Source organism: Nocardia sp. NPDC050713, from assembly GCF_040654315.1.
Taxonomy (GTDB): domain Bacteria; phylum Actinomycetota; class Actinomycetes; order Mycobacteriales; family Mycobacteriaceae; genus Nocardia.
Window position 1 is genome coordinate 102977 of sequence record NZ_JBFAHS010000009.1, and the last position, 23347, is coordinate 126323.

General features: G+C 68.4%; 20 protein-coding genes and 1 pseudogene. 8 read left to right on the plus strand and 13 right to left on the minus strand.

The features are described from left to right. Positions 1 to 10: 10 nt before the first annotated feature. From AB0H49_RS18445 to AB0H49_RS18455, 3 genes and pseudogenes are all read right to left on the minus strand, one after another. A complete protein-coding gene (locus tag AB0H49_RS18445; RefSeq protein WP_354998467.1) occupies positions 11 to 253 on the minus strand; it encodes a helix-turn-helix transcriptional regulator in 243 nt (80 codons plus the stop codon). Further along, a complete protein-coding gene (locus AB0H49_RS18450; protein ID WP_357252864.1) occupies positions 243 to 1094 on the minus strand; it encodes an ABC transporter permease in 852 nt (283 codons plus the stop codon). Before AB0H49_RS18450 ends, AB0H49_RS18445 begins: the two co-directional genes overlap by 11 nt. Then, positions 1091 to 1882 (minus strand): annotated as a pseudogene (locus AB0H49_RS18455) (ABC transporter ATP-binding protein); the annotation flags it as partial. The pseudogene AB0H49_RS18455 and the gene AB0H49_RS18450, both read right to left, overlap by 4 nt. A 422-nt stretch (positions 1883 to 2304) precedes the next feature. Between AB0H49_RS18455 and AB0H49_RS18460 the strand changes: the two are divergent. Continuing rightward, on the plus strand, positions 2305 to 2751 hold the full coding sequence (locus AB0H49_RS18460) for a nitroreductase family deazaflavin-dependent oxidoreductase (protein ID WP_357252867.1): 447 nt from the start codon (positions 2305 to 2307) through the stop codon (positions 2749 to 2751). 136 nt (positions 2752 to 2887) lie between these two features. On the opposite strand, the gene aroQ is transcribed toward AB0H49_RS18460, so the two are convergent. Together aroQ and AB0H49_RS18470 are read right to left on the minus strand one after the other, a co-directional pair. Continuing rightward, the gene (aroQ, locus tag AB0H49_RS18465) at positions 2888 to 3325 is read right to left on the minus strand and encodes a type II 3-dehydroquinate dehydratase (RefSeq protein WP_354998471.1); all 438 of its coding nucleotides are present in this window, start codon (positions 3323 to 3325) and stop codon (positions 2888 to 2890) included. Positions 3326 to 3339: 14 nt separating this feature from the next. Next, positions 3340 to 3936 (minus strand): hypothetical protein, encoded by a 597-nt coding sequence (locus AB0H49_RS18470; protein WP_354998472.1) that lies wholly within the window; start codon positions 3934 to 3936, stop codon positions 3340 to 3342. 454 nt (positions 3937 to 4390) lie between these two features. Between AB0H49_RS18470 and AB0H49_RS18475 the strand changes: the two genes are divergently transcribed. Beyond that, positions 4391 to 6001: an NTF2-like N-terminal transpeptidase domain-containing protein gene (locus tag AB0H49_RS18475; protein ID WP_357252871.1), complete on the plus strand. Its 1611-nt coding sequence runs from the start codon at positions 4391 to 4393 to the stop codon at positions 5999 to 6001. A 95-nt stretch (positions 6002 to 6096) separates the two neighbouring features. On the opposite strand, the gene AB0H49_RS18480 is transcribed toward AB0H49_RS18475, so the two are convergent. The 3 genes from AB0H49_RS18480 to AB0H49_RS18490 all read right to left on the minus strand — a co-directional run bounded on the left by AB0H49_RS18480 (position 6097) and on the right by AB0H49_RS18490 (position 9206). Continuing rightward, on the minus strand, positions 6097 to 6456 hold the full coding sequence (locus tag AB0H49_RS18480; protein ID WP_354998474.1) for a DUF3054 domain-containing protein: 360 nt from the start codon (positions 6454 to 6456) through the stop codon (positions 6097 to 6099). A gap of 129 nt (positions 6457 to 6585) precedes the next feature. Beyond that, complete coding sequence (locus tag AB0H49_RS18485) at positions 6586 to 7680, minus strand: YbhN family protein (RefSeq protein WP_357252876.1); 1095 nt, start codon at positions 7678 to 7680, stop codon at positions 6586 to 6588. Positions 7681 to 7685: 5 nt separating this feature from the next. Continuing rightward, positions 7686 to 9206, minus strand: a complete 1521-nt coding sequence (locus tag AB0H49_RS18490) for an adenylate/guanylate cyclase domain-containing protein (RefSeq protein WP_354999012.1) — start codon at positions 9204 to 9206, stop codon at positions 7686 to 7688. Between the two features lie 121 nt (positions 9207 to 9327). Between AB0H49_RS18490 and AB0H49_RS18495 the strand changes: the two genes are divergently transcribed. The 4 genes from AB0H49_RS18495 to AB0H49_RS18510 all read left to right on the plus strand — a co-directional run bounded on the left by AB0H49_RS18495 (position 9328) and on the right by AB0H49_RS18510 (position 13376). Then, positions 9328 to 10644 carry an AI-2E family transporter gene (locus AB0H49_RS18495; protein ID WP_357252878.1) on the plus strand — a complete coding sequence of 439 codons (1317 nt, stop codon included), beginning with the start codon at positions 9328 to 9330 and terminating at the stop codon, positions 10642 to 10644. Beyond that, positions 10622 to 11800, plus strand: coding sequence for a DUF5931 domain-containing protein (locus AB0H49_RS18500; RefSeq protein ID WP_357252881.1), 1179 nt, complete (start codon positions 10622 to 10624; stop codon positions 11798 to 11800). Before AB0H49_RS18495 ends, AB0H49_RS18500 begins: the two co-directional genes overlap by 23 nt. 68 nt (positions 11801 to 11868) lie before the next feature. Next, positions 11869 to 12501 (plus strand): response regulator transcription factor, encoded by a 633-nt coding sequence (locus tag AB0H49_RS18505; RefSeq protein WP_354999013.1) that lies wholly within the window; start codon positions 11869 to 11871, stop codon positions 12499 to 12501. Between the two features lie 197 nt (positions 12502 to 12698). Beyond that, positions 12699 to 13376 (plus strand): DUF1707 domain-containing protein, encoded by a 678-nt coding sequence (locus AB0H49_RS18510; protein WP_357252884.1) that lies wholly within the window; start codon positions 12699 to 12701, stop codon positions 13374 to 13376. Here the strand turns inward: AB0H49_RS18510 and AB0H49_RS18515 are convergent. Continuing rightward, on the minus strand, positions 13370 to 13492 hold the full coding sequence (locus AB0H49_RS18515; RefSeq protein WP_357252887.1) for a hypothetical protein: 123 nt from the start codon (positions 13490 to 13492) through the stop codon (positions 13370 to 13372). The two genes, AB0H49_RS18510 and AB0H49_RS18515, sit on opposite strands and share 7 nt — an antisense overlap. Before the next feature lie 89 nt (positions 13493 to 13581). Then, positions 13582 to 14772, minus strand: coding sequence for a helix-turn-helix transcriptional regulator (locus tag AB0H49_RS18520; protein WP_357252890.1), 1191 nt, complete (start codon positions 14770 to 14772; stop codon positions 13582 to 13584). A gap of 325 nt (positions 14773 to 15097) precedes the next feature. On the opposite strand from AB0H49_RS18520, the gene AB0H49_RS18525 reads away from it, so the two are divergent. Beyond that, complete coding sequence (locus AB0H49_RS18525; RefSeq protein ID WP_354998480.1) at positions 15098 to 15559, plus strand: hypothetical protein; 462 nt, start codon at positions 15098 to 15100, stop codon at positions 15557 to 15559. Between the two features lie 742 nt (positions 15560 to 16301). After that, the gene (locus AB0H49_RS18530; protein ID WP_357252894.1) at positions 16302 to 17933 is read left to right on the plus strand and encodes a DUF2339 domain-containing protein; all 1632 of its coding nucleotides are present in this window, start codon (positions 16302 to 16304) and stop codon (positions 17931 to 17933) included. Between the two features lie 128 nt (positions 17934 to 18061). Here the strand turns inward: AB0H49_RS18530 and AB0H49_RS18535 are convergent, their stop codons facing one another. The 3 genes from AB0H49_RS18535 to trmB all read right to left on the minus strand — a co-directional run bounded on the left by AB0H49_RS18535 (position 18062) and on the right by trmB (position 23331). Then, positions 18062 to 21607 (minus strand): MMPL family transporter, encoded by a 3546-nt coding sequence (locus AB0H49_RS18535; protein WP_357253155.1) that lies wholly within the window; start codon positions 21605 to 21607, stop codon positions 18062 to 18064. After that, on the minus strand, positions 21607 to 22335 hold the full coding sequence (locus AB0H49_RS18540) for an NYN domain-containing protein (protein ID WP_354998483.1): 729 nt from the start codon (positions 22333 to 22335) through the stop codon (positions 21607 to 21609). The genes AB0H49_RS18535 and AB0H49_RS18540 overlap by 1 nt, the downstream gene beginning before the upstream one ends. Before the next feature lie 186 nt (positions 22336 to 22521). Next, the gene (gene trmB / locus AB0H49_RS18545) at positions 22522 to 23331 is read right to left on the minus strand and encodes a tRNA (guanosine(46)-N7)-methyltransferase TrmB (protein WP_357252897.1); all 810 of its coding nucleotides are present in this window, start codon (positions 23329 to 23331) and stop codon (positions 22522 to 22524) included. Positions 23332 to 23347: the final 16 nt, after the last annotated feature.

Here is a 23347-nt window from a genome sequence, read left to right on the forward strand (position 1 = left end):
CGCCTCACGGTCAAGCGCTTTCGGCCGCCGACCCGAGCCTGGGGAACGGTGCGGTGGAGAACACGACCTCCACCGCCACCTCGAAATACTGCGCTATCCGCAGCGCCAAGTGCAGGCTGGGGCTGTACTCGCCGCGCTCGAGGTAACCGATCGTCTGGTAGTGCACGCCGAGCGCCTCCGCCAGCTCGCGTCGGGAGATGCCGCGTTCGGCGCGCAGCATGGCGATCCGGTTGTAGATGACCTCAGTAGGCACGCTGCATGGCCTTCTCGCGACGGGCGGCGACGCTGGAACCGGACTCCCGCCGCGCCATCCTGCGCAACAGGATCGGCGCGACGAGGAACCCGGCGGCCGCCCAGATGCCCAGCACCGCAACCGTTTCCAGATGCCGCCAGGAGCCGCCCAGTTCGACGGACGCGGCCTCGTCCGGCAACATCGCCGCGCGCATGCCGAGGCCGAGCCAGTACACCGGGAAGCATTGAGCAAGCCCCTGCACCCAACCCGGCATCGAGGTGATCGGGTAGAAGATGCCGGACACCGCGACGAGTCCCATGATGGGCATGGAGGCGAACCCGACACCGCGCGGGCTGACGAACAGCGAACCGATGCACGCGCCGATGGGCAGCGTGGCCAGCATGCCGAGCAACACGATACCGATCAGCGACAGCCAGGCGCCGACGGTGTTCAGCTCGGTGCCGCCCACCAGGAACAACCCCGGAATCAGCACGATCACGAACGGCACGAGCACCCAGCCCGACACCGTGACCACCTTGCCGACCAAGTAGCCGACCATTCCGTTCGGAGTCGCCTTGGCGCGCAACAAGGTTCCGTCCTCGCGCTCCATACTGAGCAACTGGCCGATGCCGAATATCCCGTTGAAGGCGACGAGCATGCCAAGGATGCTCGGCAGCGCGAGCGAGCCGAGATCGAAACCGCTGGCTTCGAATGTCGCGTCGCGCATGAAGAACAGCACCACGACCATGATGACCGGCCAGAACAGCATGCCGAACAGATCTTGGCCGTTGGTCACCGATTGCCGCAGCTCGATCCAGCCGCGGGACAAGCCGGCGCGGACCGCGTTCGTCGTCGGGTTCATCGCTTCACCTCCTCCAAGGCGTGGACCTCGTTCTCCACCTCGCCGGATTCGAACTGTCGCACCAGTGTCATATACGTGTCCTCGAGCGACGCGCGCCGCACCTCCAGCTCGCCGATGTCCTCGCCGTACTGCATGAACAGCTCGTAGACGAACTTGGTCGACTCGGTGGTGGTGTGCACGAAGCGCTGGTCGTCGCGGGTCCAGCGCACCTCGGCCTCGCCCGCGATGCGACGGGACAGTTCGTCGGCCGAGCCGTCCGCGATGATCCGCCCGCCCGCCAGGATCAGGATGCGGTCGGCCAGCTTCTCGGCCTCGTCCAAGTCGTGGGTGGTGAGCAGGATGGTGGTCTGCTGGTCGTCGGCCAGACGGTGTACGAGGTCGTGGAATTCGCGGCGGGCCTGCGGATCGAAGCCTGCGGTCGGCTCGTCGAGGAAGAGCAGTTCCGGGCGGCCCACGATGCCGATGGCCACGTCGAGCCTGCGGCGCTGGCCGCCCGACAGCGACATGATCTTCGCGCCCGCCTGTTCGGTCAGGCCGACGGCCGCGATGAGGTCGTCGGTGTCCCAAGGTCGGCGGATCCGCTCGGAGCCGTACGGCGCGTAGTAGGCACCGAGGTGTGAAAGCAGCTCGCGCACACGCCATTTGCCATGATCACGCCAGGATTGCAGGACGACGCCGATGCGTGCCCGCCAGGCCTCGTCGCCGTGCGCCGGATCCGCGCCGAGCACCTCGACCCGGCCCGCCGAACGGATGCGGAAGCCTTCGAGGATTTCGATCGTGGTGGGCTGGCAGCGGACATAACCGGAGAGCGCGAAGTCCTGCCGATCGGAATGGATCTCGAGTTCGGAGCCGCGCGGCGTGGGGCGTTGCCTTATGGGCGTTGGTTATTCAGGGTGAGCTATGCCCGACACCTGCCCCACCTGCTCGTGGTCCTCGCCGATGCTCGTGTCCTCGCATCGTTCCGTTCGCTATTTGCGCTGCGTGTGCGGTAGATGGCTGGTTTCGCACGGTGGGGGTGTGGAGTTGGTTGCCGGGCACGGCGGAGCCGCTGAAACGTCAGAGGCCGAACATCTGGAGCTGATCCCGCTACCCGAAGGGTGAGGGTCGTACGGGCACCATGAAGATAGCGAGAGCAGTGCTCTTGACTTTTACGGCCAGGCGGGTGGATCATTGTTCTCAACAGAGAGCACCGCTCACAACAGGAGTCGCCATGAACGCCAGCATCCGCTACATCGCCCCCACCGGCCTCGATCCCGTCATGAACCGCATCTTCAACTGGCTGCCCAAGCTGGGGATCAGCATCGCCAATTCGCGGCTGCTGGCCGTCCGGGGTCGCAAAAGCGGCGAGTGGCGGACGACGATGGTGAACCTGCTCGTCGACGAGACCGGCACGCGCTACCTGGTCGCGCCGCGCGGGCACACGCAGTGGGTGCGGAATCTGCGGGTCGCGGGCGAGGGCGAGCTGCGGCTCGGGCGCAAGGCCGAGGCGTTCACGGCCACCGAGGTCGCCGACGCGGACAAGGTTCCGGTGCTGCGGGTGTACCTGGAGAAGTGGGGCTGGGAGGTCAACCGCTTCTTCGAGGGCGTGACGAAGAACGCCACCGACGCCGAACTCGCCGCTATCGCACCGGGTTTCCCGGTCTTCCGCCTCGCCTGATTCCTGCGTCGGCGGAAAGTCCGCCGAAATCCGCTGCGCCCGATAGGGGAAACCACGGCGCACGCTGAAGGAAGTCCAGCGAAGGTCGGAGGAATGCGCGGAGTCCGCCGAAAACGGCCGTGCAGGCGGGGTTACTTCAGCGAGTAGCGAGAAATTCGATCGCCGCGGCGTATCCCCGAATCCCCATTCCCGCGATCACCGCCGTCGCGATCGGCGAGATGAACGAATGGTGCCGAAATTCCTCCCGCGCGTGCACATTGCTGATGTGCACCTCCACGATCGGCACCTCCGGAATGACCAGCGCGTCGCGCAACGCCACCGAGGTGTGGGTCAGTCCGCCGGGATTGATCACGATCCCCGACTCGGCTCCCCGCGCCTGGTGGATCCGATCGATCAGCGCCCCTTCGTGATTGGACTGGAACGCGACGACCTCCCTGCCGAACCTGGCCGCGGTCCGCTCGCACAGCTCGACCACGTCGTCGAGCGTGGCCGAACCGTACACCTCGGGCTGGCGGGTGCCGAGCATGTTCAGGTTCGGCCCGTTGAGTACCAGGATCGGTGCGGTATCGGCCATGCCGTCACCCTAATTCACAGACCCTTCGGACCTTCCGAACGCAGGTCGTCCACTTTGCGCATGGCGGTGCGCAGCTCCTCGAGCCACGCCTCGGCGTGCTTGCCCGCGAGTTTCACCGTCCAGGCCAGCGCGTCCGAGCGGGAACGGGCGACGCCGGAGTCGACAAGGGTGTCGAGGACCTTGCGCTCCTGCTGGCGCAGCCGCGTCATCACGGGAACTGCCAGCTGGGTGAACATGATTCGCTCGCCGTCCACCGAGACGCCCCACGCGACATTGCGGGCGTAGCGGCGCTGGGCCTCGCCCGCGATCTGCATCCGCGCGGGGCGGGTGGATTCGCGGAAGCGGGCGACGGCGCCCTCTTTCGTCGCGGTCGGGATCTTCTCGGTGGGCGCTTCGGTGTCCTCGCCGTCGGCGCGCTCGGGCTTGGGCAGTGGCAGTTCGCCGATCACCACGATCTCGTCGCGGTCGACTTCGATGACCGGTTTGCCGACGAACCAGTCGCTGGGCAATCGTCCGGCGAACCAGTCGGGCACGTCGGCGGGGTCGGGGAGATCGGCCTGCTGCCAACCGCCGGGGCGTCCGAAACCTCGTCCGCGATGTTCGTTTCTCATGGCGCGTCACCTGACTTACTGTCGTGCAGTGCTTTCAATGATTACAAGATTACGCCGCAAGACAGCACGGCGGTTCCGCTCTGCGTGAACAGGGTCGGAAGGGGGTACTCCAGGGAGGTCGCATTGTGCCGAGCGGGTTCGGCTCGAGACGGATCATCGGCGTAGGTGGTTATCGCCCGCGTTCGCGTTCCGGCCGGTACGGTAGCGGCGCCGGTTATCGCCTTGTGACTGGATGCCGTTATCGTTCGGGCCATCGGAGAAGCTGTCTTCGGGCACAATTGACAATGCTGAGCATGGGTAACGGCCCGGTCACCGGGACGTCGCGAACAGGTTCATTTCAGGTACGGTGGTCTTGTTGCTGGAGTGACAAGAGTGAAGAGTGGGCGACATGGATGTGTGGGGATCCCGCCGCTTTCGCGTTCGGGGCGCAATGGCACTCGCGGGAGTGGCGGCTGTGGCAGTCACCATGGGCTCCTGCGGGTTTCGCGAGGAACCCAATGAGCCCGCGGCCGTCGTCGAGCGCTTCACCGAACTTCTCGATCAGCAGGATTACAAGAAGGCATCGGAGCTCACCTCCTACCCGAACGCCGCTTCCGCAACGCTGAAGCAAATGTTCGAGGGTCTCGCTCCCGGCAAGGTCGACTACCAGAAGACCCAATTCATCGGCTTGGACGCGCAGTCGGCGATCTTCAGCATGGACGTCGACTGGAGCTTCGGCGAGAACAAGAACTGGGAATACAGCATCCAGGGCACGGTGCGCAAGCTCGCGATCGGCTGGCGGATCTCGTGGGAGCCGTCGGTCGTGATGCCGCAGCTGCAAGGCAACCGCACCGTGAAGCTGGTGCGCACCACGCCGAAGCCGCCGCCCCGGGTGCTCGACATGGTCGGCGCACCGCTGATGCACGAGCAGGTCATCAATGTGATCAAGCTCGATCCCACGCGGATGTCCGACCCGGTCGCCTCCACCGACGCGCTGGCCAAGGCCATCGAGCCGGTCGCGCCGCTGATCACCGGTCCGTCGCTGATGCAGCAGCTGGCGTCCTCGCAGGGCAAGCCGATCGTCGCGGTCAACCTGCGCGAGGGTGATTTCGCGATCCTCGAACCGCGCATGGCGCCGATTCCCGGTGTGGTGATGGAGAAGCACCCGCGCCTGATCTCCTCGGACCGCCGGGTCTGGTCACCGCAGCTGGACGCGCTGCGCAAGGTATGGGAGACCAGCCAGGAGGAGCACTCCGGCTGGGGCGTGCAGATCTTCGAGCCGGACGGGCGATTCATCAGCCAGGTCGCCGGTTACCAGGGTCCGCCGGGGCCGGACATCATCGCCACCATGGACCAGCGCTTGCAGCGCGCCGCCGAGGACGCGGTGGTGAGCGTCGGCACGCCCGCCTCCATCGTGGCGATCCAGCCGTCCAGCGGCGCGGTGGTCGCGGTCGCGCAGAACAGCCAGGCCAGCGCGCACGGTCCGGTCGCGTTCACGGGTCTGTATCCGGTGGGCGGCAATATCGAGCTGTTCCGTGCCGTCGCGGCGGCGACCAATGGCAAGGCGCCGCAGGACGTCTCGGTGCAGGAAGCGGCGGAGGCCGCGAGCAGGCTCGGCATCGGCATCGATTACCAGGTGCCGGGGCTGGACGAGGTCACCGGACGGCTCGCCATCGCCGGGCGCAGCGCCGAGCAGGTACGCCAGGGCGGCGGGTCGGACGCGGTGCTGGCCAGCCCGTTCGGGATGGCGATCGCGGCGGCGTCGATCGCGCGCGGCGAGGTGCCCGCGCCGAAGATCGAGGTCGCGCGCACCGGCGGCACCGACGCGCAGCTGGCGCCGTTGGGCGGCGAGCTGACCGAACGGCTGCGCACCATGTTGCGCGAGGCCACCGGGGCTCCCCATCTGACACCGTTGCGACCGCACCCCGTGATCGCCTACGCGGCGACCGCGGGCGAGGACGGTTGGTTGATCGCCAACATGGGCGATCTGGCGTTCGCTATTCACATCAACGATGTGGACAGCGGGAACGCGACCGCTCGGATGGCGGCCCGGATGTTGCAGTCGCTGGCGACGCCGGAGCCGTGATCAGCAGGGGCTGATCGCTCGTGCGGCGCTCGGGCCCGAGGCCTTCATCGTGACGACGGAAGAGCGGGTCGAGCGGGTCCAATCGGTTCCGCGAATCAGTTGAGCGCCCGGATCGCCGCGCGCCAACCCAGCAGGAACAACGCGAGCACCGTGCCCGCGACCAGCACGAAGCTGAAAGCGGTCCCCTGCCCGCTGATCGCGCGCAGCACCATACCGCCGATGAGCGTGGACAACCAGACAACGACTCCCGTGGGCCACACGACCGTCCCGTCGAAACGCCCCGCGCGACCGCCGACGGCCAGCGCGATAGCCCACCCGATCGCCAGCCCGATCGCGAACGGCCACAGCGTCTTCAGGAGCCCCGCGATCACCGCCTCGTCATGACTGCGCCGCCCGATGACACAGAACAAGATCACCAACACTGCGTCTGCCGCCACCGGAGCCAGTCTCTTCACCTGCGCAAGCGTAGTGCGGCGTCATTTCGATCTCGATCACGACACCGCCCCGAGACCTGCCCTGACGAGTCACGCGGCGGTTCACAGCATCCCCGGCGAAGATCTACTCCGACCGGTCGCGTGAGGTGGTCACAGCGTGCGGCGGGTTTCGAATTCCTTTTCGTAAGCGACCTCGTCGGCCGACGGGGTGCGGAAGAGGAACGCGAAGACGATCCAGCCGACGATCGCGACCAGGATGAAGCTGATCATGCGGTAGACGAACGCCGCGGCGACCGCTTGGGCGGCGGGCAGTCCAGCGCCCGCGGTGAGGCCGTAGATCAGTGTCGCGTCGACGTAGACGATGCCGCCGGGGGCGAACGGGATGGAACCGACGGCCTTGCCCGCGGTGAAGGCGATGAGCAGTCCGGCGAGTTTCGGCTCGGCGCCGACGGCGTAGCAGGCCGCGCCGAGGCAGGCGACGTCGCCGAATCGGTGCACGACGGCCCAGCCCGCCACCCAGAACCCGTCGCGTTTGCCGAGATCCACCGACTCGAGCTGGGTGAGGATCTCGGCGACCTTCGCCATCCCGTGGTCCGCTGGCCGTTTACGAATCCGGTTGACCAGCGCGAGCAGCCTCCGCAGCACCTTCTCCAGTGAGCCCGGATTGCGCGAGATGTAGTTGCCCGCCCAGATCAGGGCGGCCACCGCGGCGAGCGAGAGGATCAGCTTGAACGGCCCGACTCGGTTGCCGACCAGCAGCGCGCCGCCGACGGCGAGCAGCGCCAGCCCGGCGGTGGCGATCACACCGGAGATGACCAGCTGCCAGGAAGCGACGATCGGACTCGCGCCCCAACGCCGGGTCTGTCGATAGGTGAACGCGGTGGAGAAGACTTGTCCCGCGGGCAATGTCACCGACATCGCGGTCGCGCCGTAGACGACTGCCACGGATTTGCGCTGACTCACATCGACGCCGCCCGCGTGCAGCAGTTGTTTCTGCACCCGGCCGAATCCGCTCATCGAAAGCGCTTGAAACCAGATACAGGCCGCGACCCAGCCCCAATGAATTTCGGTGAGCTTTCGCCAGGATTCGTGTAGTCGCGGCCACAGATAGACGCCTTCGCCGATCAACAAAGCCAGCAGCGCGGCGCCCAGCAACCATTTGACCCACCAGAATTTGCGCCGGCCCTGCTCGACGGTGGACGCTCGCGGTGCAGGCTCGCCCGCTGGATCCCCGTTGGCCGTCACGCCGATCAGCCTAGCGAAGGAATTGTTTCGGCGTCGGCATCGGTGCGCGGGTCGGCGCCTTCTTTCGGCCAGGCCAATCGCGTTTTCCGTCGCCTACCGCGCAGCTGCACTTCCTCGCCCGCGATCCAGAACTCCTGCTCGCTTTCCTCCGCGAAATACAACGCGCTGCCGGAGGCGAGCACCCGGCCGGGTTGGTCTTTGGCCAATTCGGTCAAGCGGGAGGCCTCGTTGACCGGGTCGCCGATCACCGTGTATTCGAAACGATTGGCGGCGCCGATATTTCCGGCGACCGCGAGACCGGCGGAGACGCCGATGCCGATGTCGAGCCCGGGCACTTCGCGCAGCGCCTCGCGCAGTTCGCGACCCGCCGCGAGCGCCGCGGTGGGCGCGTCCGGCCGGTCCAGCGGCGCGCCGAAGATGGCCAGCGCCGCGTCGCCGACGAACTTGTTGACGAACCCGTGGTGGCGGTCGATCACGTCGACCACGATCCGGAAGAACTCGTTGAGCAGGCTCACCACCTCGGTGGGCGGCCGTTCGGCGGCGGTCGCGGTGGAGCCGACCATGTCCACGAACAGCACCGCGACGAACCGGGTCTCGCCGCCGAGCTCGGTGCCGTAGTCGAGGGCGCGCTGGGCGACCTCCTCGCCGACGTGCTGGCCGAACAGTTCCTGGAGCTGGCGCCGCTTGGCCGCCTCCTCCATCATCCGGTTGAAGCCGACCTGGAGCAGACCTATCTCGCTGCCGTCGAACACCTCGACCTGCACGTCGCGGGCGCCTTCCTGCACCCGGTCGATGGCCTGGCTGAGCTGACGCACCGGATCGGAGATGCTCGAGCCGGTGAGCATGGACAGCGCCAGCGCCTGCAAGATCACCACGCCGCAGAGCAGCAGGATCGAGATCGCCAGCGACTGCGCCGAGAACTTCACCTCCGAAGAGATCTGGGTGACGCACAGCAGCACGATGGCGATGGTCGGCGCGAAGGTACCCATGCCCCAGGTCATCGCCATCCTGGTGCCGACGCCCGGCGTCAGGGTGTGATCGAAGATGCCCTCGGTCAACGCCTGCGCGGCGACCGGCCGCAGGATGCGCTCGCCGAGCATGTAGGTGAAGCCGAACACGATGGTCGCCGCCATGCACTCGGTGACGATCACCGCGCCCGCCAGCTCGGGCGTGTCGGAGATGATGAGTCCGGCGAGCACCGCGCCGCCGACCAACCACAGCGCCAGATGCAGCATCGCCTGGCGCAACGGCGCGTGCAGCGCGGCCATCTGTTCCTGGCGGCTCGGCGGCCCGCCGCGCATCTGCCAACGCATGACCGGGCGCAGCATCAGCGCGGAAGCGGCGAGGCTGAGCAGTCCGCCCGCGATGAAGACGAGGGCGGGGATGAGCAGACCGGTGCGTCGGGTACCGGCCGCCTCGCCTTCCGGAACGGGGAGTCCGTACTGGATGAACGCCCACACCAGCACCGCGCCGAAGGCGTTCGCCAACAGCATCGATGTCAGGTAAAGCGGCCAGCGCGTACGCATGGTCTGTTTGACCGCTTCCAAGGGCGCTGACACGCCCCCTAATCTAGCGTTTCGATCATTCGTCCACGTGCGGCTGTCCGGCGGGGCGAGTTGGTCGGCGACCTCCGTTACCCTGAGCGAGGTGACCGAGCTCGAGGAACGCCCGCGCCGGAACTCCGCCGCGGACGCGGTGCACCCGATAGTCCGGCAGACCGCGGAGTGGGCGTGGCGCCTGCTGGTCATCTTGGCCGCGGTGATCGCCCTGGCGATGATCGTGCAGCGGCTGGCGTCCGTCGTCATCCCGATGGCCATCGCGCTGCTCGCCGCCGCGCTGCTCGCGCCGCTGGTGGACTGGATGCAGCGGCTCGGTGTGCCGAGGTGGGTGGGGGTTTTCGTCTCGCTGGTCGGCTCGCTCGGGCTGGTCGCCGGGATCATGACCTTCGTCATCGAGCAGTTCGTCGCCGGTGTGCCGCAGCTGTCCGACGAATTCACCGACAGCATCCACCGAGTCCAGGACTGGCTGATCAACGGTCCGCCGCACCTCAGCGACGACCAGATCCGCAACGCGGGCGACACCATCGTCAAGGCCATCCAGTCCAATCAGGACAGTCTCACCTCCGGCGCGCTCACCACGGCCACGGTGATCGGCCACATCCTCACCGGCACCTTCCTCACGCTGTTCATCCTGATCTTCTTCCTCTACGGGGGTGATCAGGTCTGGGAGTTCGTCACCCGGGCCGTGCCGACCCAGCATCGGGAGCGGGTCCGGCTGGCCGGTCAGCTCGGCTTCGGATCGCTGGTCGGCTTCGTGCGCGCCACGGTGGTCGTCGCGGCCGTCGACGCCATCGGCATCGGCGCGGGCCTGGCCATACTCGGGGTGCCCTTGGCGCTACCGCTGGCCTCGCTGGTGTTCATCAGCGCGTTCATCCCGATCATCGGCGCGTTTCTCGCCGGTTCCATCGCGGTGTTCATCGCGCTGGTCACCAAGGGTCTGGTGACGGCGCTGATCGTGCTCGGCATCATCATCGCGGTCATGCAGCTGGAAAGCCACGTGCTGCAACCACTGCTGCTCGGCCGCGCGGTGAGCATTCACCCGCTGGCGGTGGTGCTGGCGATCGCGGCGGGCGTGGTGCTCGGCGGAATCGCGGGCGGCCTGCTCGCGGTGCCCGCCGTGGCGGTGATGAACACGGCCATCCGATCGTTGCTCGCCGGGCGTCCGGAGGAGGCGTTCGGCGAACTCCAGACCGCCGAGCACGGGTTGTATTCGGCGGAGCCGGACCGGCCGGACCCCGGGCGATTCGACGTGGCGGCGACGGTGGCGGAGGAGTCCGCGCGCTCGAACCTCGCGCTGCGAAGTGCTGATGCCGATTCCGCAGCGGGCCGAGACGGTCCGCGCCTGGCGAAGGATTCCGGCGACAACCACCACGGGGGAACCGATGCCCCGGACTCCGTCGGCTGAGCTCAGTCCCGCCGACGCGGCGACCGCGCCGCTGTGGCGGGCCGTGCAGGCGTTCCGGCTCGTCACGCTGCTGTACGCGGTCGGTCAGCAGATCGCGTCGGTGCCCTACTACCAGAACCAGCGCCTGAGCTGGGTATTCATCGCGCTGATGGTGGTGTGGTCCGGGCTTTCTGCGCTGATGCTCTCCCAGTGGCAGGTCGCCGACGTGGCCAAGGTTCGGGTCTGGGTGGTGATCGGCGACCACGTCGTGGTGATCGGTTTGGTCGCCGCGACCCGGCTGGTCGCCGACTACGACTGGTACCACGGGCACCAGACCCTGCCGACGACCATGTGGGCGGCCAACGCGGTGATCTCGGCGGCGATCCTGCGCGGTCCGGTCGCTGGGATCGCGTCCGGGCTCTCGATCGCCGCGGTCATCATCACCGTGCGCGACCAGTGGGGTCAGGATGTGTGGGCCGACGCGACCGCGCCGGTGCTCGTCTCGGTCGGCCTCGCGCTCGGGCTGGCCGCCAACACCGCCCGGCGCGCGCAGGAGCAGTTGCAGCGCGCGGTGCGCCTGACCGCCGCCGCCGAGGAACGCGAGCGGCTCGCCCGCGAAGTGCACGACGGCGTGCTCCAGGTACTCAGCTACATCAAGCGGCGCGGTAGCGAAATCGGCGGTCCCACCGAGGAATTGGCGCTACGTGCCGGTGAGCAGGAGGTCGCGCTGCGCGTGCTGATCTCCGAGCAGGGCGCGCGCGAGGACGCGGGCGGCGCGGAGGTGGACCTGCGTCCGCTGCTGACCGTGCACGCGACGCCGAAGGTCTTCGTGTCCACGCCGGGCGAGCCGGTTCGGGTGGGGCGTTGGGCCGCGGGCGAACTCGCCGCCGCTGTCGCCACGGCCTTGGCCAATGTCGAGCTGCACGCCGGTGCGGACGCCAAAGCGTATGTGCTGCTGGAGGATACCGGCGACGAGCTGATCGTCAGCGTGCGCGACGACGGCGTCGGCATCGCACAGGGGCGGCTGGCCGAGGCGGAGGCCGAAGGGCGGATGGGGGTTTCGCGGTCGATCGTCGGTCGCATCGCCGCGCTCGGCGGCACCGCCGAACTGCTCACCGAAGGCAGCGTGGGCGAAGGCGTCGAGTGGGAGTTCCGCGTGCCACGCGATGCGCGCTGACCTGGCAGGATGAAGTAAGCGGAAGGAGCGGTGCGGTGACCGACGGTGCGGCCGAGACCATTTCGGTGATGGTGGTGGACGACCACCCGATGTGGCGCGACGGGGTCTCCCGCGACCTCGCCGAGGCCGGATTCGAGGTCGTCGCGACCGCGGACGGCGTCGGCTCGGCCACCAGGCGCGCCGCGGCGGTGCGACCCGACGTCGTGCTGATGGACATGCAGCTGCCCGACGGGAACGGCGCGACGGCCACCGCCGAGGTGTTGCGAGTGTCGCCGCAGAGCCGAGTGCTCGTGCTCTCCGCGTCGGCCGAGCGCGACGACGTGCTCGACGCGATCAAGGCGGGGGCCTCCGGTTACCTGGTCAAGAGCGCGTCGGCGGCGGAACTGATCGATGCGGTGCGTGCGACGGCGGCTGGTCAGCCGGTGTTCACTCCGGGGTTGGCCGGGCTGGTGCTCGGCGAATACCGCCGGATGGCGACCGCGCCCGCCGAGCCCGACGAACCGCACCGGCCCGCGCTCACCGAGCGGGAGACCGAGGTGCTGCGGATGGTGGCGAAAGGGTTGTCCGCCAAGCAGATCGCGTCGCGGCTCGGGTTGAGTCATCGCACCGTGGAGAACCACGTGCAGGCGACGTTGCGGAAGTTGCAGTTGGCCAACCGCGTCGAGCTCACCAGGTACGCGATCGAACAGGGCCTCGAGTAGCGCGGCATCCGACCAACGGAGGAGCCGCGCACCCGGCTCGTACTCTTGTGCGGAGACGGCACACGAACAGGCCTTGCCTTTTCCGTTGGCAGGCACTCGCACGGAGAGCCACACTGAAGGCAAGGTGCACCGGCCCCCGCCGTCATCGGGGAACGCCCTGATGCCGAGAACCGGCGAACCTCGGTAATCTCGAAGCCATGGGCGGACCCGAATCGGTATCCAATGGCGTCGGCTCCGTCGGTGATCGGGATCTGCGCGTCTCCGACGCCGAACGCGAGCACGTCGGTCAGCTGCTGCAGCGGGCGGTCGGGCTCGGGATGCTCTCGCTCGGCGAGTTCACCGAACGGATGGACACCGCCCTCGCCGCCAAGACCCGCGGCGAACTGAACGCCGTGCTCATCGACCTGCCGGGCGTGCGCATGATCGGCCAGCCCGCCGCCCGGCCCACGCCCTTCGTGAACTCGACGCCCTCGTTCGCGAAGCGGCCGCCCATGCCGCCCATTCCGGCGGGCAACGTGATCCGCGGCCGCATGTCGGGCGTGACTCGGCGCGGGCCGTGGCAGGTCGCGCCCACACTGCACCTGAACAACTGGTTCTCGGGCGTGACTCTCGATTTCACCGAGGCGGTGATGTCGACCCAGGTGGTCGAGCTGAACGTCGACGATTTCTGCAGCTCGCTGACACTGGTGGTGCCCGCCGAGGCCACCGTCGACCTGAACGGCCTCGACCTCATCGGCGCGAGCGTCAACAACAAGGTTCGCACCGGCCCACCACTCGGCCCCCTCCATCTGGTCGTGCACGGAAGCGTCCGCTTCGGCTCGGTCACCGCGAAGCACCCGTTCATCGCGCATTGGCGCAAGTTGCTCGGTCACTGAGCGGCGGCCGGGCTCTTCGGCTCGGTCACCGCCCTGCGTCGCTCCTCCGCGCGGCCCACCGACAGCACGGTGACGTGTCCGCACACAGCGGTGGTGGCGATCGACGGGATGGCCATGCCGCAAGTCTGGCTGGAGAGCAGCGCGCAAAAGCCACGCTGTGAGATTCGGAGCAGCGTACAGCCGACGCGAAGTGGCCAGGAACCCGTCAGGTATTCACTCCGATGCGGCGGGCGAAGGCGCGCAAGGGAACTCGGCGGTCGTGGTCGAGGAGCTCGGAGACGATGTGGCGGGGGAGGGATTGGTATTTGATCCAGTCGCCGCCGCCGACGCGTTCGGCGTTCAGCAGGGCGTCCAGTGCGCGCTGGTGCTGGCCGGTGCGGGTGAGGGCGACCGCGGTGTCGGCGAGGTGGCGGGCGCGGGAGGCCTGCGGCAGACCGCTGTTCGGGGGCATCTCCTTGGCCGCGGCCAGCGCTTCGGAATAGCGTTCGGACGAAACGTTCACGTCCACCGTCTGCATCACGACTTGTGAAGGGCCGAAATAGGTTTCGTAGTCCTGGCGGTCGGCGCCGATGCGCAGCGCGACCTCGCCCGCCGCCTCGATCAGCGAGAGCGCCTCCGGCACGTCCTGGGCCCGGCCGGACGCCGTCGCGCCTTGCAACACGAGCGAACCGTACGCGGACAGCTGCGCGGGTGGCACCTCGCCCGCGGGCTCCAGCTCCGTCGCGGCGCGCAGCGCGACTCCGCGCGACTCGTCGTAGCGGCCCTGAACCAGCAGCTGCCAGGCCACCGAGCCGCGGATGGTCGCGAGCAGCAGCGGATCGTCGCCGCGTTCGGCGGCGGTGAGGGCCTGGCGGATGGCGAGGAACGCGGGATCGGTCTGCCCGAGATGCACGAGCGTGCAACCGGTGACCCAGCACATGCGGGCGAGCAGTTCGTTGGCCGGGGCGACCGCGCCGTTGCGTGCGGCGTGCACGGTCGCGCGCAGCTGGGTGAGGTTGGCGGGCAGGATCGCGGTGAGCAGTTCGTAGCGGCCCGCCCAGTACGCGCCCCAGGCGTAGTCGACCGCGCGGCGGCCGTCGTCGAGGCTCACGGCCTCTTCCTCGGGCACCTCGCCGAGCAGGTCGTCCACGGGGGTCAACGCGCGCCGGATGGCGACGATGCCCGCGTCCGGGTTGCCGGACGGTATCCCGTGGCGCTTGCCGATCAAATCGGAGATGTCCACGTCGAGGGCGCGAGCCAGTTTCTGCAGGCTCGCGATGGACGCGGTTTGGCGTCCGCCCTGCTCGAGCTTGCGCACGAGATCCACGCTCACTCCGGCCTGGTCGGCAAGCTGACGCTGGGTCAGCGCTTTGCCGCGAAAGCGCCGGATCCGCACCCCGATCGACGAATCGTCCATGTACCCGTGTCCTTTGTTACATCTGGGTTTCAGGGTACGACGCTAAGCCTTCGTGTTCATCCCTAGTGGGACATTACGTACGACTCGTTTGCCTCTGGTTGGAATACCGTTGCCTTTCTGCAACTTTGAGAACGCAAAGGGCGGCGGCAATGACAACGATGCCGAAAACCACTGTGCGAGCCCGGCGCGCCGATCGCGCGACCGCATCGCAAGTCTTTCTCGTTCGACCCGAACAGCTGCGCCCGAGCGGCCGTGACCTGCACGGCCCGCTACGCCGACGGCCGATCACCTGCCACAGCACCGTAATCGCCTGAGGGGAAGCATCATGTTCGAACGTTGTCACAGTACGCACGAAGCGGCGCACCTGCTCCGACATCGGTACGGATTGCCGGTCCAACTGCTCGCCGGACGTCCCGTGGTGACCACCGGTACCCTGCTCGGCGGCATCGTCATGCCACCGGAACTCGGCAGGAAGGTCCTCGCCATGCTGGACCGGACCTTGATCGCGCCCGTGGTCGCGGAGCCCGGCGACCGCAGCTGGACCTTTTTGGTGACTCCGCCCAGCCCCGCCACCCCGGTCGACGTGCACGTCCGGCGTTGCCTGGCCGGGCACCAGGTCACCGTGATCCCCAGCGGCCGCCACGTGCTGCTGCCGAGCACCGACTCCCGCCTCGGCTGGCACTGGGCGAGCGAGCCAGCGCCCGGTGTGCTGCGCATGCCGCCGCGGGCGAACGTCATCGGCGCCATCCACCAGGTGACCGGCATGCGCACCGCGCCCACCCCGTGACCGCCTGGCGCGACCGGCCCCCAACCGCCAGCCGGTTGGGGGTCGGTCGGGGCGAAATCGGGTAGATATCGGCCCGTCACCGGGGGTTTCTACTCATGCTCGGTACGTATGAGGGGTCGAGCATGGGGATATGACTACATCTATCGATCCGGCGCTGATCTCGCGCTTGTCGGGTGAGTTCACCGCGCTGGGTACGCGGATGGGTGCGCTCGGACGAGATTTGGCGCTGCTGGGCGAGCAGGTCGCACCGGGAGGGGCGGTGGTCGGTCCGGCGACCGAGGGTGCGCCGGACGGGACGAATTCGATTCCGGCTCCACTCCGCGGCCCTGCCTCGACATCCGCGCGAGGCGGGTTGGCCTCGACCGAGGCGGACCTCGGTTCCGCGGCCGTGGCGGACTCGACCGCGGTAGGCGCTGTCGGCGGGTCGAGTTCGGCTGGTGACGCCGCCGGGCGGTCGGCGTCGGCATCCACTGGTGGCGATTCGAGCTCTGCTCCCGTGGGGAGTGCGCCCGTTTCGCCTCCGCCGACCGTTCCTTCAGGGGTCCCTTGGCCGGGCCATGGGTCGGCGTACCCGGCTGCGGCGTCGCGGGGTTGGGGCGTTGTGCCGCCCTCGGGCGTGGTGCCTCCCCCGGGTGAGGCGGCCCGATCGGGTGCGGTGCCGCCGGGTTTCGCGCCGCCTCGGGAGTGGGGCCGCGCGCAGCGGGGTGCGATGCCGATGGGTGGTGGGATGGTGCCGCCTGGGATGCGACCGCCCGTGCCGCCGGTGCGGCGCGAACCGCGTGTTCCGTGGTGGCAGCGGGACGGGGTGATCAGCCGGGTGCTGGCGGTGGCCGGTGTCGCGGTGACGTTGATCGGTGTGGTGATGCTGCTGGTCCTCGCGGCGCAGGCCGGATTCTTCGGACCGGTGCCGAGAGTAGTTGCGGGAGCCCTCTTCTCAGCTGTGCTTGTCGGAGCGGGGATGCGAGTCTTCGGTAAGACTGGTGGGCGGGTCGGCGGAATCGCGTTGGCGGCCACCGGTATCGCGGGCGCTTACCTCGATGTGATCGCCGTGACGGCGATTTATCACTGGTTGAACCCGGTTTTCGGTTTGGCGGCGGCGTTGGCGGTCGCGGCCGGTGGCGTCGGGCTGGCGATGCAGTGGAAGTCGCAGCCGCTGGCGGTGCTCGTGGTGCTGGGTGCGGCGCTGCTCGCGCCCTTCGTGACCGTCGAGCTGGTGCTGCTCGGGTTCCTGATCGCCCTGCAACTCGCTTGCGTGCCGGTGCAATTCGACCGGGACTGGCCGTTCCTGCACGTCGTGCGTACCGCGCCCGCGGTGATCGCCACTCTCGTCGGCATCGCCATTGCGCTCCTCGAAACCGCCGACCACACCCGCGAGCCGTGGCTCCTGATCGCCGCGATCGCGACGGCGCTGATCGGCACGGTCGGCACCGCGCTCGTGGTGCGCCGCCGCGCCGATGACATCACCGCGACCGTGGCCTTCGCCATCTCGACCACTCCGTTGCTCGCGGCGCCCGCGCTGTTCGACCGCCGCGTCACCGCACTGATCGCGGGGCTCTTCGCGCTGGCATTGCTCGCGACCGCCGCGCTGGCACTGCTGCCGAAAACCCGTGAGCTGGCCAAGCTTCCGGGACACACCGCCATCGCCGCCGCGGTCGCGGGCTCCTTCGCGTTGCTCGAGGCATGCGTCGGCGTGACGAGCACGCAGACCCTCCCCATCGCGACGCTCCTGGTAGCACTCGGCTTCCTCGGCGTGGCAGGCCAGCTGCGTTCCGGCGTCGCAGCGGGGCTCGGCATCGCCTTCGCACTGATCGGCGGACTCGCCTTCCTGGCGAACGCGACCCCGGAAAGGCTTGCGTCACAACGCCTCGCCGAAGAGCACCTGTCCATCTCCACCACACTGGCGGCGATCATCGGTCTCGCCGTCGTCGCGGTGGCGGTCTGGACCATCCGCCGACTGGCGGGCACGCCGAAGGGCGGCGCGGAGGACTCGATCCTCTGGATCGCCGCGAGCGGCGCGGCCCTCTACCTGGTGACCGCCGCGATCGTCGCGATCGGCGCCGCGACCGGCGCGAAGGACGGATTCGTCATCGGCCACAGCATCGCCACCATCCTGTGGATGGCGGCAGCCACCGCCGCCCTGCTCTACGGCCTGCGCAACCTCTCCCGCTCCGCCGCCATCGCCAAAGTCGCCCTCGGCTCCGGCCTGCTGGTCACGACCGCCGCCCTGGCCAAACTGTTCCTCTTCGACCTGGCCACTCTCGACGGCTTGATCCGAGTCGCGGCCTTCTTGGTAGTCGGAATCCTCCTCCTACTCACCGGAACCCGCTACGCCCGAGCCTTCGCTGAAACGGAACCGCGAAGCCCCACCCATTAACCAACCTGCCCACCCCTCGCTCACGCTCCACGAGGACAACGCATCCCACACACCGTTCATACGCCTCACACAGCCAGCGGCTGTGTGAGGCGTGTACGCGCTCTGTGGGAGCACCGAACCCGGAGGGTTCAGTCCTCGTCGTGGCGGCGGAGGAGCTCGTTCACGCTGACCGAGCGGCCGTCGCCGCTGTGGTGGCGGCCTTCGTCCGAATCCGCGACCCGGCGGCGGGAGGAGCGGAGTTCGGCCATCCAGTTCTCGATACTGGTGCGGTTGTCGTTCGGGTTCTCCGGCGCGCCGTTGTCCGCCGCGTGGTGGGCAGGGGTGTGGGCGGGCTGATCGGAACCCGTTGTGCCGGATGAGGTGTGGTGGTTCGTCTGCGCCGAGTGGGCCGCGCCGATCGTCGGGTCGTAGGCGCTCGCACCGTGCTGGCCCGGGTCCGTGCCGGACGTGTGGCTGCGCGCCGTGGCGCCCGCGGACGTGATCGGTCGCGTCGCGTCATCGATCGTCCCGGCCCGATCCGTCGCGAACGGCACGGCTCGCGGCCGCGGGGGCTCTGTCGGCGTCGGTTGGGCGGACCTGCCCGGGTTCGGATCCGGCAGTCCCGAGAGCGAACTGGCGCGCGGCCGGGTCGGATCGTGCGGACTCGGAGCACCGGAACGCGGTGTAGCGGGCGAACCCGCCTGCGTCTCGGGAGTCTCGGCGCCCGGAGCTGGCGACGCCGAATGCGCTCCAAGAGCAGTGGCGTCCGGCGTGGTCGGCGAAACCGCATGTGCCCCATAGGTTCCGGAACGCGGAATGGCCGACCCTGTCTGCGCCCCAGGGATCCCGCTACCCGGCGCGGCAGGCGAACCCGACTGTGTGCCAGGGGTTGTGGCACCCGGCGTGGCGGACTCGGCAGAGAATGCGCCGAAAGTCCTGGGCCGGGGCGTCCCAGACGTAGCCTGCTGCGCTCCAGCTGGCTGCGCCCCTGGAGAACCAGTGCCCGGCTCGGCGGCCGAACCGGACTGTGCGCCAGTGGGTGTGGCGCCAGGCGTGGCGGACTCGGCGGAGTACGCACCGAACGTCCGAGGCCGGGGCGTACCCGGCTGCGCTGCGGGAGATGCGGCTCCTGGCACGGCGGCCGAACCCGGCTGTGCCCCAGGGGTTATGACGCCCGGCGTGCCGGACTCGGCCGAGTGCGCTCCGGAAGTCCCAGCGCGCGGCGTCACCGACTGCCCTCCGGGAATCGAGGCACCGGCCGCTCCGGAAGTCGCGGACCGAGGTGCCCCAGGCGCGGAGTGCGCCCCGGAAGTCGTGGCACGTGGCGCGACCGAACTACCGGCCGAACCCTTCTTCGCGACCGGAATCGAATCGATACTCTGCGTAGGCGCCTCCGCCTCGATCTCCTCGATCGTCCGCACCCGCCGCGGCGTACGCGGCTGCTTTCCCTCCGACACCGCGGGCATCTGCATCGTCACGGGATCGGTGATCGGCGTGGTCTTCACCAGGTCGACGACCTCGCCGCCGCCCGGCCGCTCGTCGTCCAGAATCGGCTCCCCGAGGCCGATCTTCTCCTGAATGCGCTTCATCCAGGCCGGGGCCCACCAGCAGTCGTCGCCGAGCAGCTTCATGGTGGCGGGCACCAGCAGCATGCGCAGGATGGTCGCGTCGATGAACAGCGCCGCGATCAGGCCGTAGGCGATGTACTGCATCATCACCAGATCGGAGAACGCGAACGCGCCGACGACGACGAGCAGGATCAGCGCAGCGGCGGTGATGATGCGTCCGGTGTGCGCGGTGCCCGCGCGGACCGCCTCGGTGGTGGACGCGCCCTGGGTGCGCGCCTCGACCATCCGCGAGAGCAGGAATACCTCGTAGTCCGTGGACAGGCCGTAGATCACCGCGATGATCAGCACCAGCACCGGCGACATGATCGGCTGCGGCGTGAAGTTCAGCAGGCTCGCGCCGTGACCGTCGACGAAAATCCAGGTCAGGATGCCCAGCGTGGAGCCGAGGCCGAGCGCGCTCATGAGCGCGGCCTTGATCGGCAGCACCAGCGAGCCGAAGGTCAGGAACATCAGCAGCGTGGTCACGAAGATGACCAGCGCGATCATCAACGGCATGCGGTCGAGCAGCGCGTCGATGCTGTCCTTCTGGATGGCGGGCTGCCCGCCGACGTAGAGCTGGACGTTGTCGGGCATCTCCATCGAGCGCAGGTACTCGATGGTCGGGTCGGCGTTCTCCGAATCCTCCAGCGTCGCGCTCGTCCGGTAGACGTCGGGATCACTGGTGGACCGGCTGGGCACCTCGAATTTGCCCGTGAGGCCGGGCGCTTCGCTCGCTTGCTTCCACACCTTGCCGACCGCGGCGCTGTCGTCGGAGACCATCACCAGCTGCACCGGATCGGTCTTGCGCAGCGGGAAGACCTCGTAGAAGTTCTCCAGCGCCACGCGGGTCTTGTTGTCCGGCGGCAGGTATCGCTCGTTGATGCCGCCGAAGGCCAGGTTCTTCACCGGAATGATGAGCAGCAGCAGACCGATGCAGATCGGCACGGCGATCTTGAGCGGGTGCTTCATCACCCACTGCGTGGTCTTGCCCCAGAAGCCGTTCTCGACTTCCTCCGCGGTCTTGGTCTTGCGGAAGCGCTTGAAGCCGAGCATGTCCACGCGCTTGCCGAGCACGCCCAGCATGGCGGGCAGGATGGTGATCGCGGTCAGCGCGGCCAGCGAGACGGTCGCGATGGTGCCGTAGGCGACGGATTTCAGGAAGCCCTGCGGGAACAGCAGCATGCCGCCGAGGCTGGCGATGATCATGGTCGCGGAGAACACGACCGTGCGGCCCGCCGTCATCACCGAGCGCCGGACGGCCGCGCGGGTGTCGTAGCCCTCGGCCAGTTCCTCGCGGAAACGACTGACGATGAACAGGCCGTAGTCGATGGCGAGGCCTAGACCGATCATCGAGACGACGCCGGAGACGAACGAGTTCACCTCGGTGAACTTCGTCAGGAACATGATGATGCCGTTGGCGCCGATCACCGTCAGACCGCCGACGACCAGCGGCAGACCCGCCGCGACGAGACCACCGAAGATGAAGAACAGCAGCACCGCGACCGCCGGGATGGCGAGCATCTCCATGCGCTTCTGGTCGGCGGCCATGGTGTCGTTGAGCGTGCCCGATACCGCTTGCAGGCCGGTGACCTGCACGTCGACGCCCTCGATGTAGAAGACGTCCTTCACTTTCCGGTAGTTGCGCACCATGTCGGTGTCGTTGTCGCCGACGATGGCGACGGAGGCGAAGGTGTACTTCTTGTCCTTCGAACCGAAGGTCAGCGGAACGCCAGGTCCGGTCTCCGTCTGCCAGTAGGCGCCGTTGACCTTGGCGATCTCGTTCGGGTGTTCCTTCGGCAGCCGGTTGAGGCTGTCGACGATCTTGTCGCGAAACTGCGGGTCATCGATCGTCTTGCCGTCGGGAGCGGTGTAGAGCAGGATCACGTCGCTGTTGTGATCGCGCCCGAAAGCTCCGTCGGAGATCCGCGCGGCCTGCGCGGATTCCGAGGTCGGGTCGTCCCATCCGCTGGAGCTGAGGTGGTGTTCCAGGCCTAGGCCGTAGCCTCCCAATGCCAGGAGGGCCGCGCAGACCATGCCGATGACGGCCCAGCGCAGCCGGTAGACCAGATCGCCCCAGCGTGTGAACACTAAGCGACTCCTTGGGCGGGGCGAGAGGTGAGCAGCGCCGACAGCGGCCGGAACGGCTGCAGCCAAGCGCCCTCGTCGGGCAGCGAATCGAGGCTCACCCTTGGCAGCGGTTCACGGAACACGCCAGGGATGTCCTCTAAATCTATGAATTCGAGCGTATCGGATGTTACGGCCCAACTCGCGTGCTCGCGGAACCCCAACACCTGAACGGGAATTCCGCGCGCGGCCAACCGTTCGAGCGGTTCGCGGAAAGCCTGGCCGTCCGCGGAGGCGACCATGATGCCGGCCAGTCCCGCGCCGCGGCTGCGCAATTCGATGTGCGCGAGCATGTCCGCGTCGACATCGGAGTCTTCGTCGACCTTCGGCTTGGCGAACACGGCGTAGCCGACGTTGCGCAGCGCCTCCACCCACGGGCGCACCACGTCGGCGGTGCCGGGCGCGATGTTGGTGAAGACGGTGGCCTCGGGCTCGACCCTGGTCGAACTGCCGACCGATAGCTCGGCTGTCCGCGCTAGGAGCCAGCGGCCGAGCGCGTCGAACCGCGGGCGGTACGCGGCGGTCGGGCGACCGCCGAGGATCGCGCCGAGACCCATGTCGAGATTGGGCGCGTCCCAGACGAGCAGAACCCGGCGTACATCCGGCGCGGCGCCGCCGAGACCTTCCGATCCGGCGCCGCCGACCTCGGCGGACATGTCGACCACCTCGTGGGCCATCTCACTCACGCTCATGCCTCCACCTCGCTAGCGCTCGGCTCCGGCATGCGCGAGGCGCGCTGGCACATGATTCGCTCACTGCGTTCGCTCATGCCTCCGCCTCGCCGACTCTCGGCTCCGGCCTGCCCGATACCTCCGGGAGGCTTCGTACCGGGATTGCCGTGACGACTGAGCTAATGGGTCGCTCGCTGCGCTCGCTCATCATTCGATCTTGCCCCATATGAACTCGGTGATGGCGCTTCCCGCTCGATGTGCCTTGCCTTCGAACTTGGTGACGGGGCGGTCGAAGCCGATCGGAGCGGTGGCCCTGTTGTCCGCGCTGACACCGCCCGTGACCTCGTTGAGGCCGATGAGCAGCGGTTCCGCGGCGCCGACTTCGGCGATGTGTTCCGCGTAACCCGCGTGGTCGGTCGCGACATGCAACACACCGCCCGGTCGGAGCCTGCTCGCGATGAGCGCGAGGGTGGCGGGCTGCAGCAGGCGCCGCTTGTGATGTCTCGCCTTCGGCCACGGATCGGGGAAGAACACGCGGACGCCGGTCAGCGACTGCTCAGCAATCATGTGCTCGAGCACGTCGACGGCGTCGCCGCGCAGCAATCGGATGTTGTCGATGCCCTCGCGTTCGATGCGCTGCACCAGCTGGGCCAGACCCGGCTGGTACACCTCGATCCCGATCAGGTTCAGGTGCGGCTCGGCCTGCGCCATCTCGGCGGTGGCAGTCCCTGTGCCACAGCCGATCTCGATGACGAGCGGGGCCTCCCGTCCGAACCAGGCGGCGGCGTCCAGCGGCGCGTCGGAGACCTCGCGGCCGATCTTCGGCCACATGCGATCCCAGGCGCCCTGCTGGTTCGGGGTCAGCGCGCCCCGGCGCGAGCGGAAGCTCGTCACCCGCGGGTACAGGCGGGAGCCGGTCGGCGATCGTCTGCCTGCTTCGAGCGGGGCCGACGCTGTGGACGGCCTGCCCGGAACCGACTCGACAGTGTGGTTGGCGGCGTCGTTCACGGCGTCCATTGTCCAGCATCCGGCG

What these genes read in the sequence shown, in the direction of transcription:
- AB0H49_RS18490 (WP_354999012.1), bottom strand. Translation starts at nt 9,206, where the DNA reads ATGCGTACGCGCTGGCCGCTTTACCTGACATCGATGCTGTTGGCGAAC.
- AB0H49_RS18540 (WP_354998483.1), bottom strand. Translation starts at nt 22,335, where the DNA reads ATGAGCGTGAGTGAGATGGCCCACGAGGTGGTCGACATGTCCGCCGAG.
- trmB (WP_357252897.1), bottom strand. Translation starts at nt 23,331, where the DNA reads ATGGACGCCGTGAACGACGCCGCCAACCACACTGTCGAGTCGGTTCCG.
- aroQ (WP_354998471.1), bottom strand. Translation starts at nt 3,325, where the DNA reads ATGGCCGATACCGCACCGATCCTGGTACTCAACGGGCCGAACCTGAAC.
- AB0H49_RS18525 (WP_354998480.1), top strand. Translation starts at nt 15,098, where the DNA reads ATGTTCGAACGTTGTCACAGTACGCACGAAGCGGCGCACCTGCTCCGA.
- AB0H49_RS18515 (WP_357252887.1), bottom strand. Translation starts at nt 13,492, where the DNA reads ATGGCCATCCCGTCGATCGCCACCACCGCTGTGTGCGGACACGTCACC.
- AB0H49_RS18520 (WP_357252890.1), bottom strand. Translation starts at nt 14,772, where the DNA reads ATGGACGATTCGTCGATCGGGGTGCGGATCCGGCGCTTTCGCGGCAAA.
- AB0H49_RS18470 (WP_354998472.1), bottom strand. Translation starts at nt 3,936, where the DNA reads ATGAGAAACGAACATCGCGGACGAGGTTTCGGACGCCCCGGCGGTTGG.
- AB0H49_RS18505 (WP_354999013.1), top strand. Translation starts at nt 11,869, where the DNA reads ATGGTGGTGGACGACCACCCGATGTGGCGCGACGGGGTCTCCCGCGAC.
- AB0H49_RS18530 (WP_357252894.1), top strand. Translation starts at nt 16,302, where the DNA reads ATGCGACCGCCCGTGCCGCCGGTGCGGCGCGAACCGCGTGTTCCGTGG.
- AB0H49_RS18460 (WP_357252867.1), top strand. Translation starts at nt 2,305, where the DNA reads ATGAACGCCAGCATCCGCTACATCGCCCCCACCGGCCTCGATCCCGTC.
- AB0H49_RS18500 (WP_357252881.1), top strand. Translation starts at nt 10,622, where the DNA reads ATGCCCCGGACTCCGTCGGCTGAGCTCAGTCCCGCCGACGCGGCGACC.
- AB0H49_RS18450 (WP_357252864.1), bottom strand. Translation starts at nt 1,094, where the DNA reads ATGAACCCGACGACGAACGCGGTCCGCGCCGGCTTGTCCCGCGGCTGG.
- AB0H49_RS18510 (WP_357252884.1), top strand. Translation starts at nt 12,699, where the DNA reads ATGGGCGGACCCGAATCGGTATCCAATGGCGTCGGCTCCGTCGGTGAT.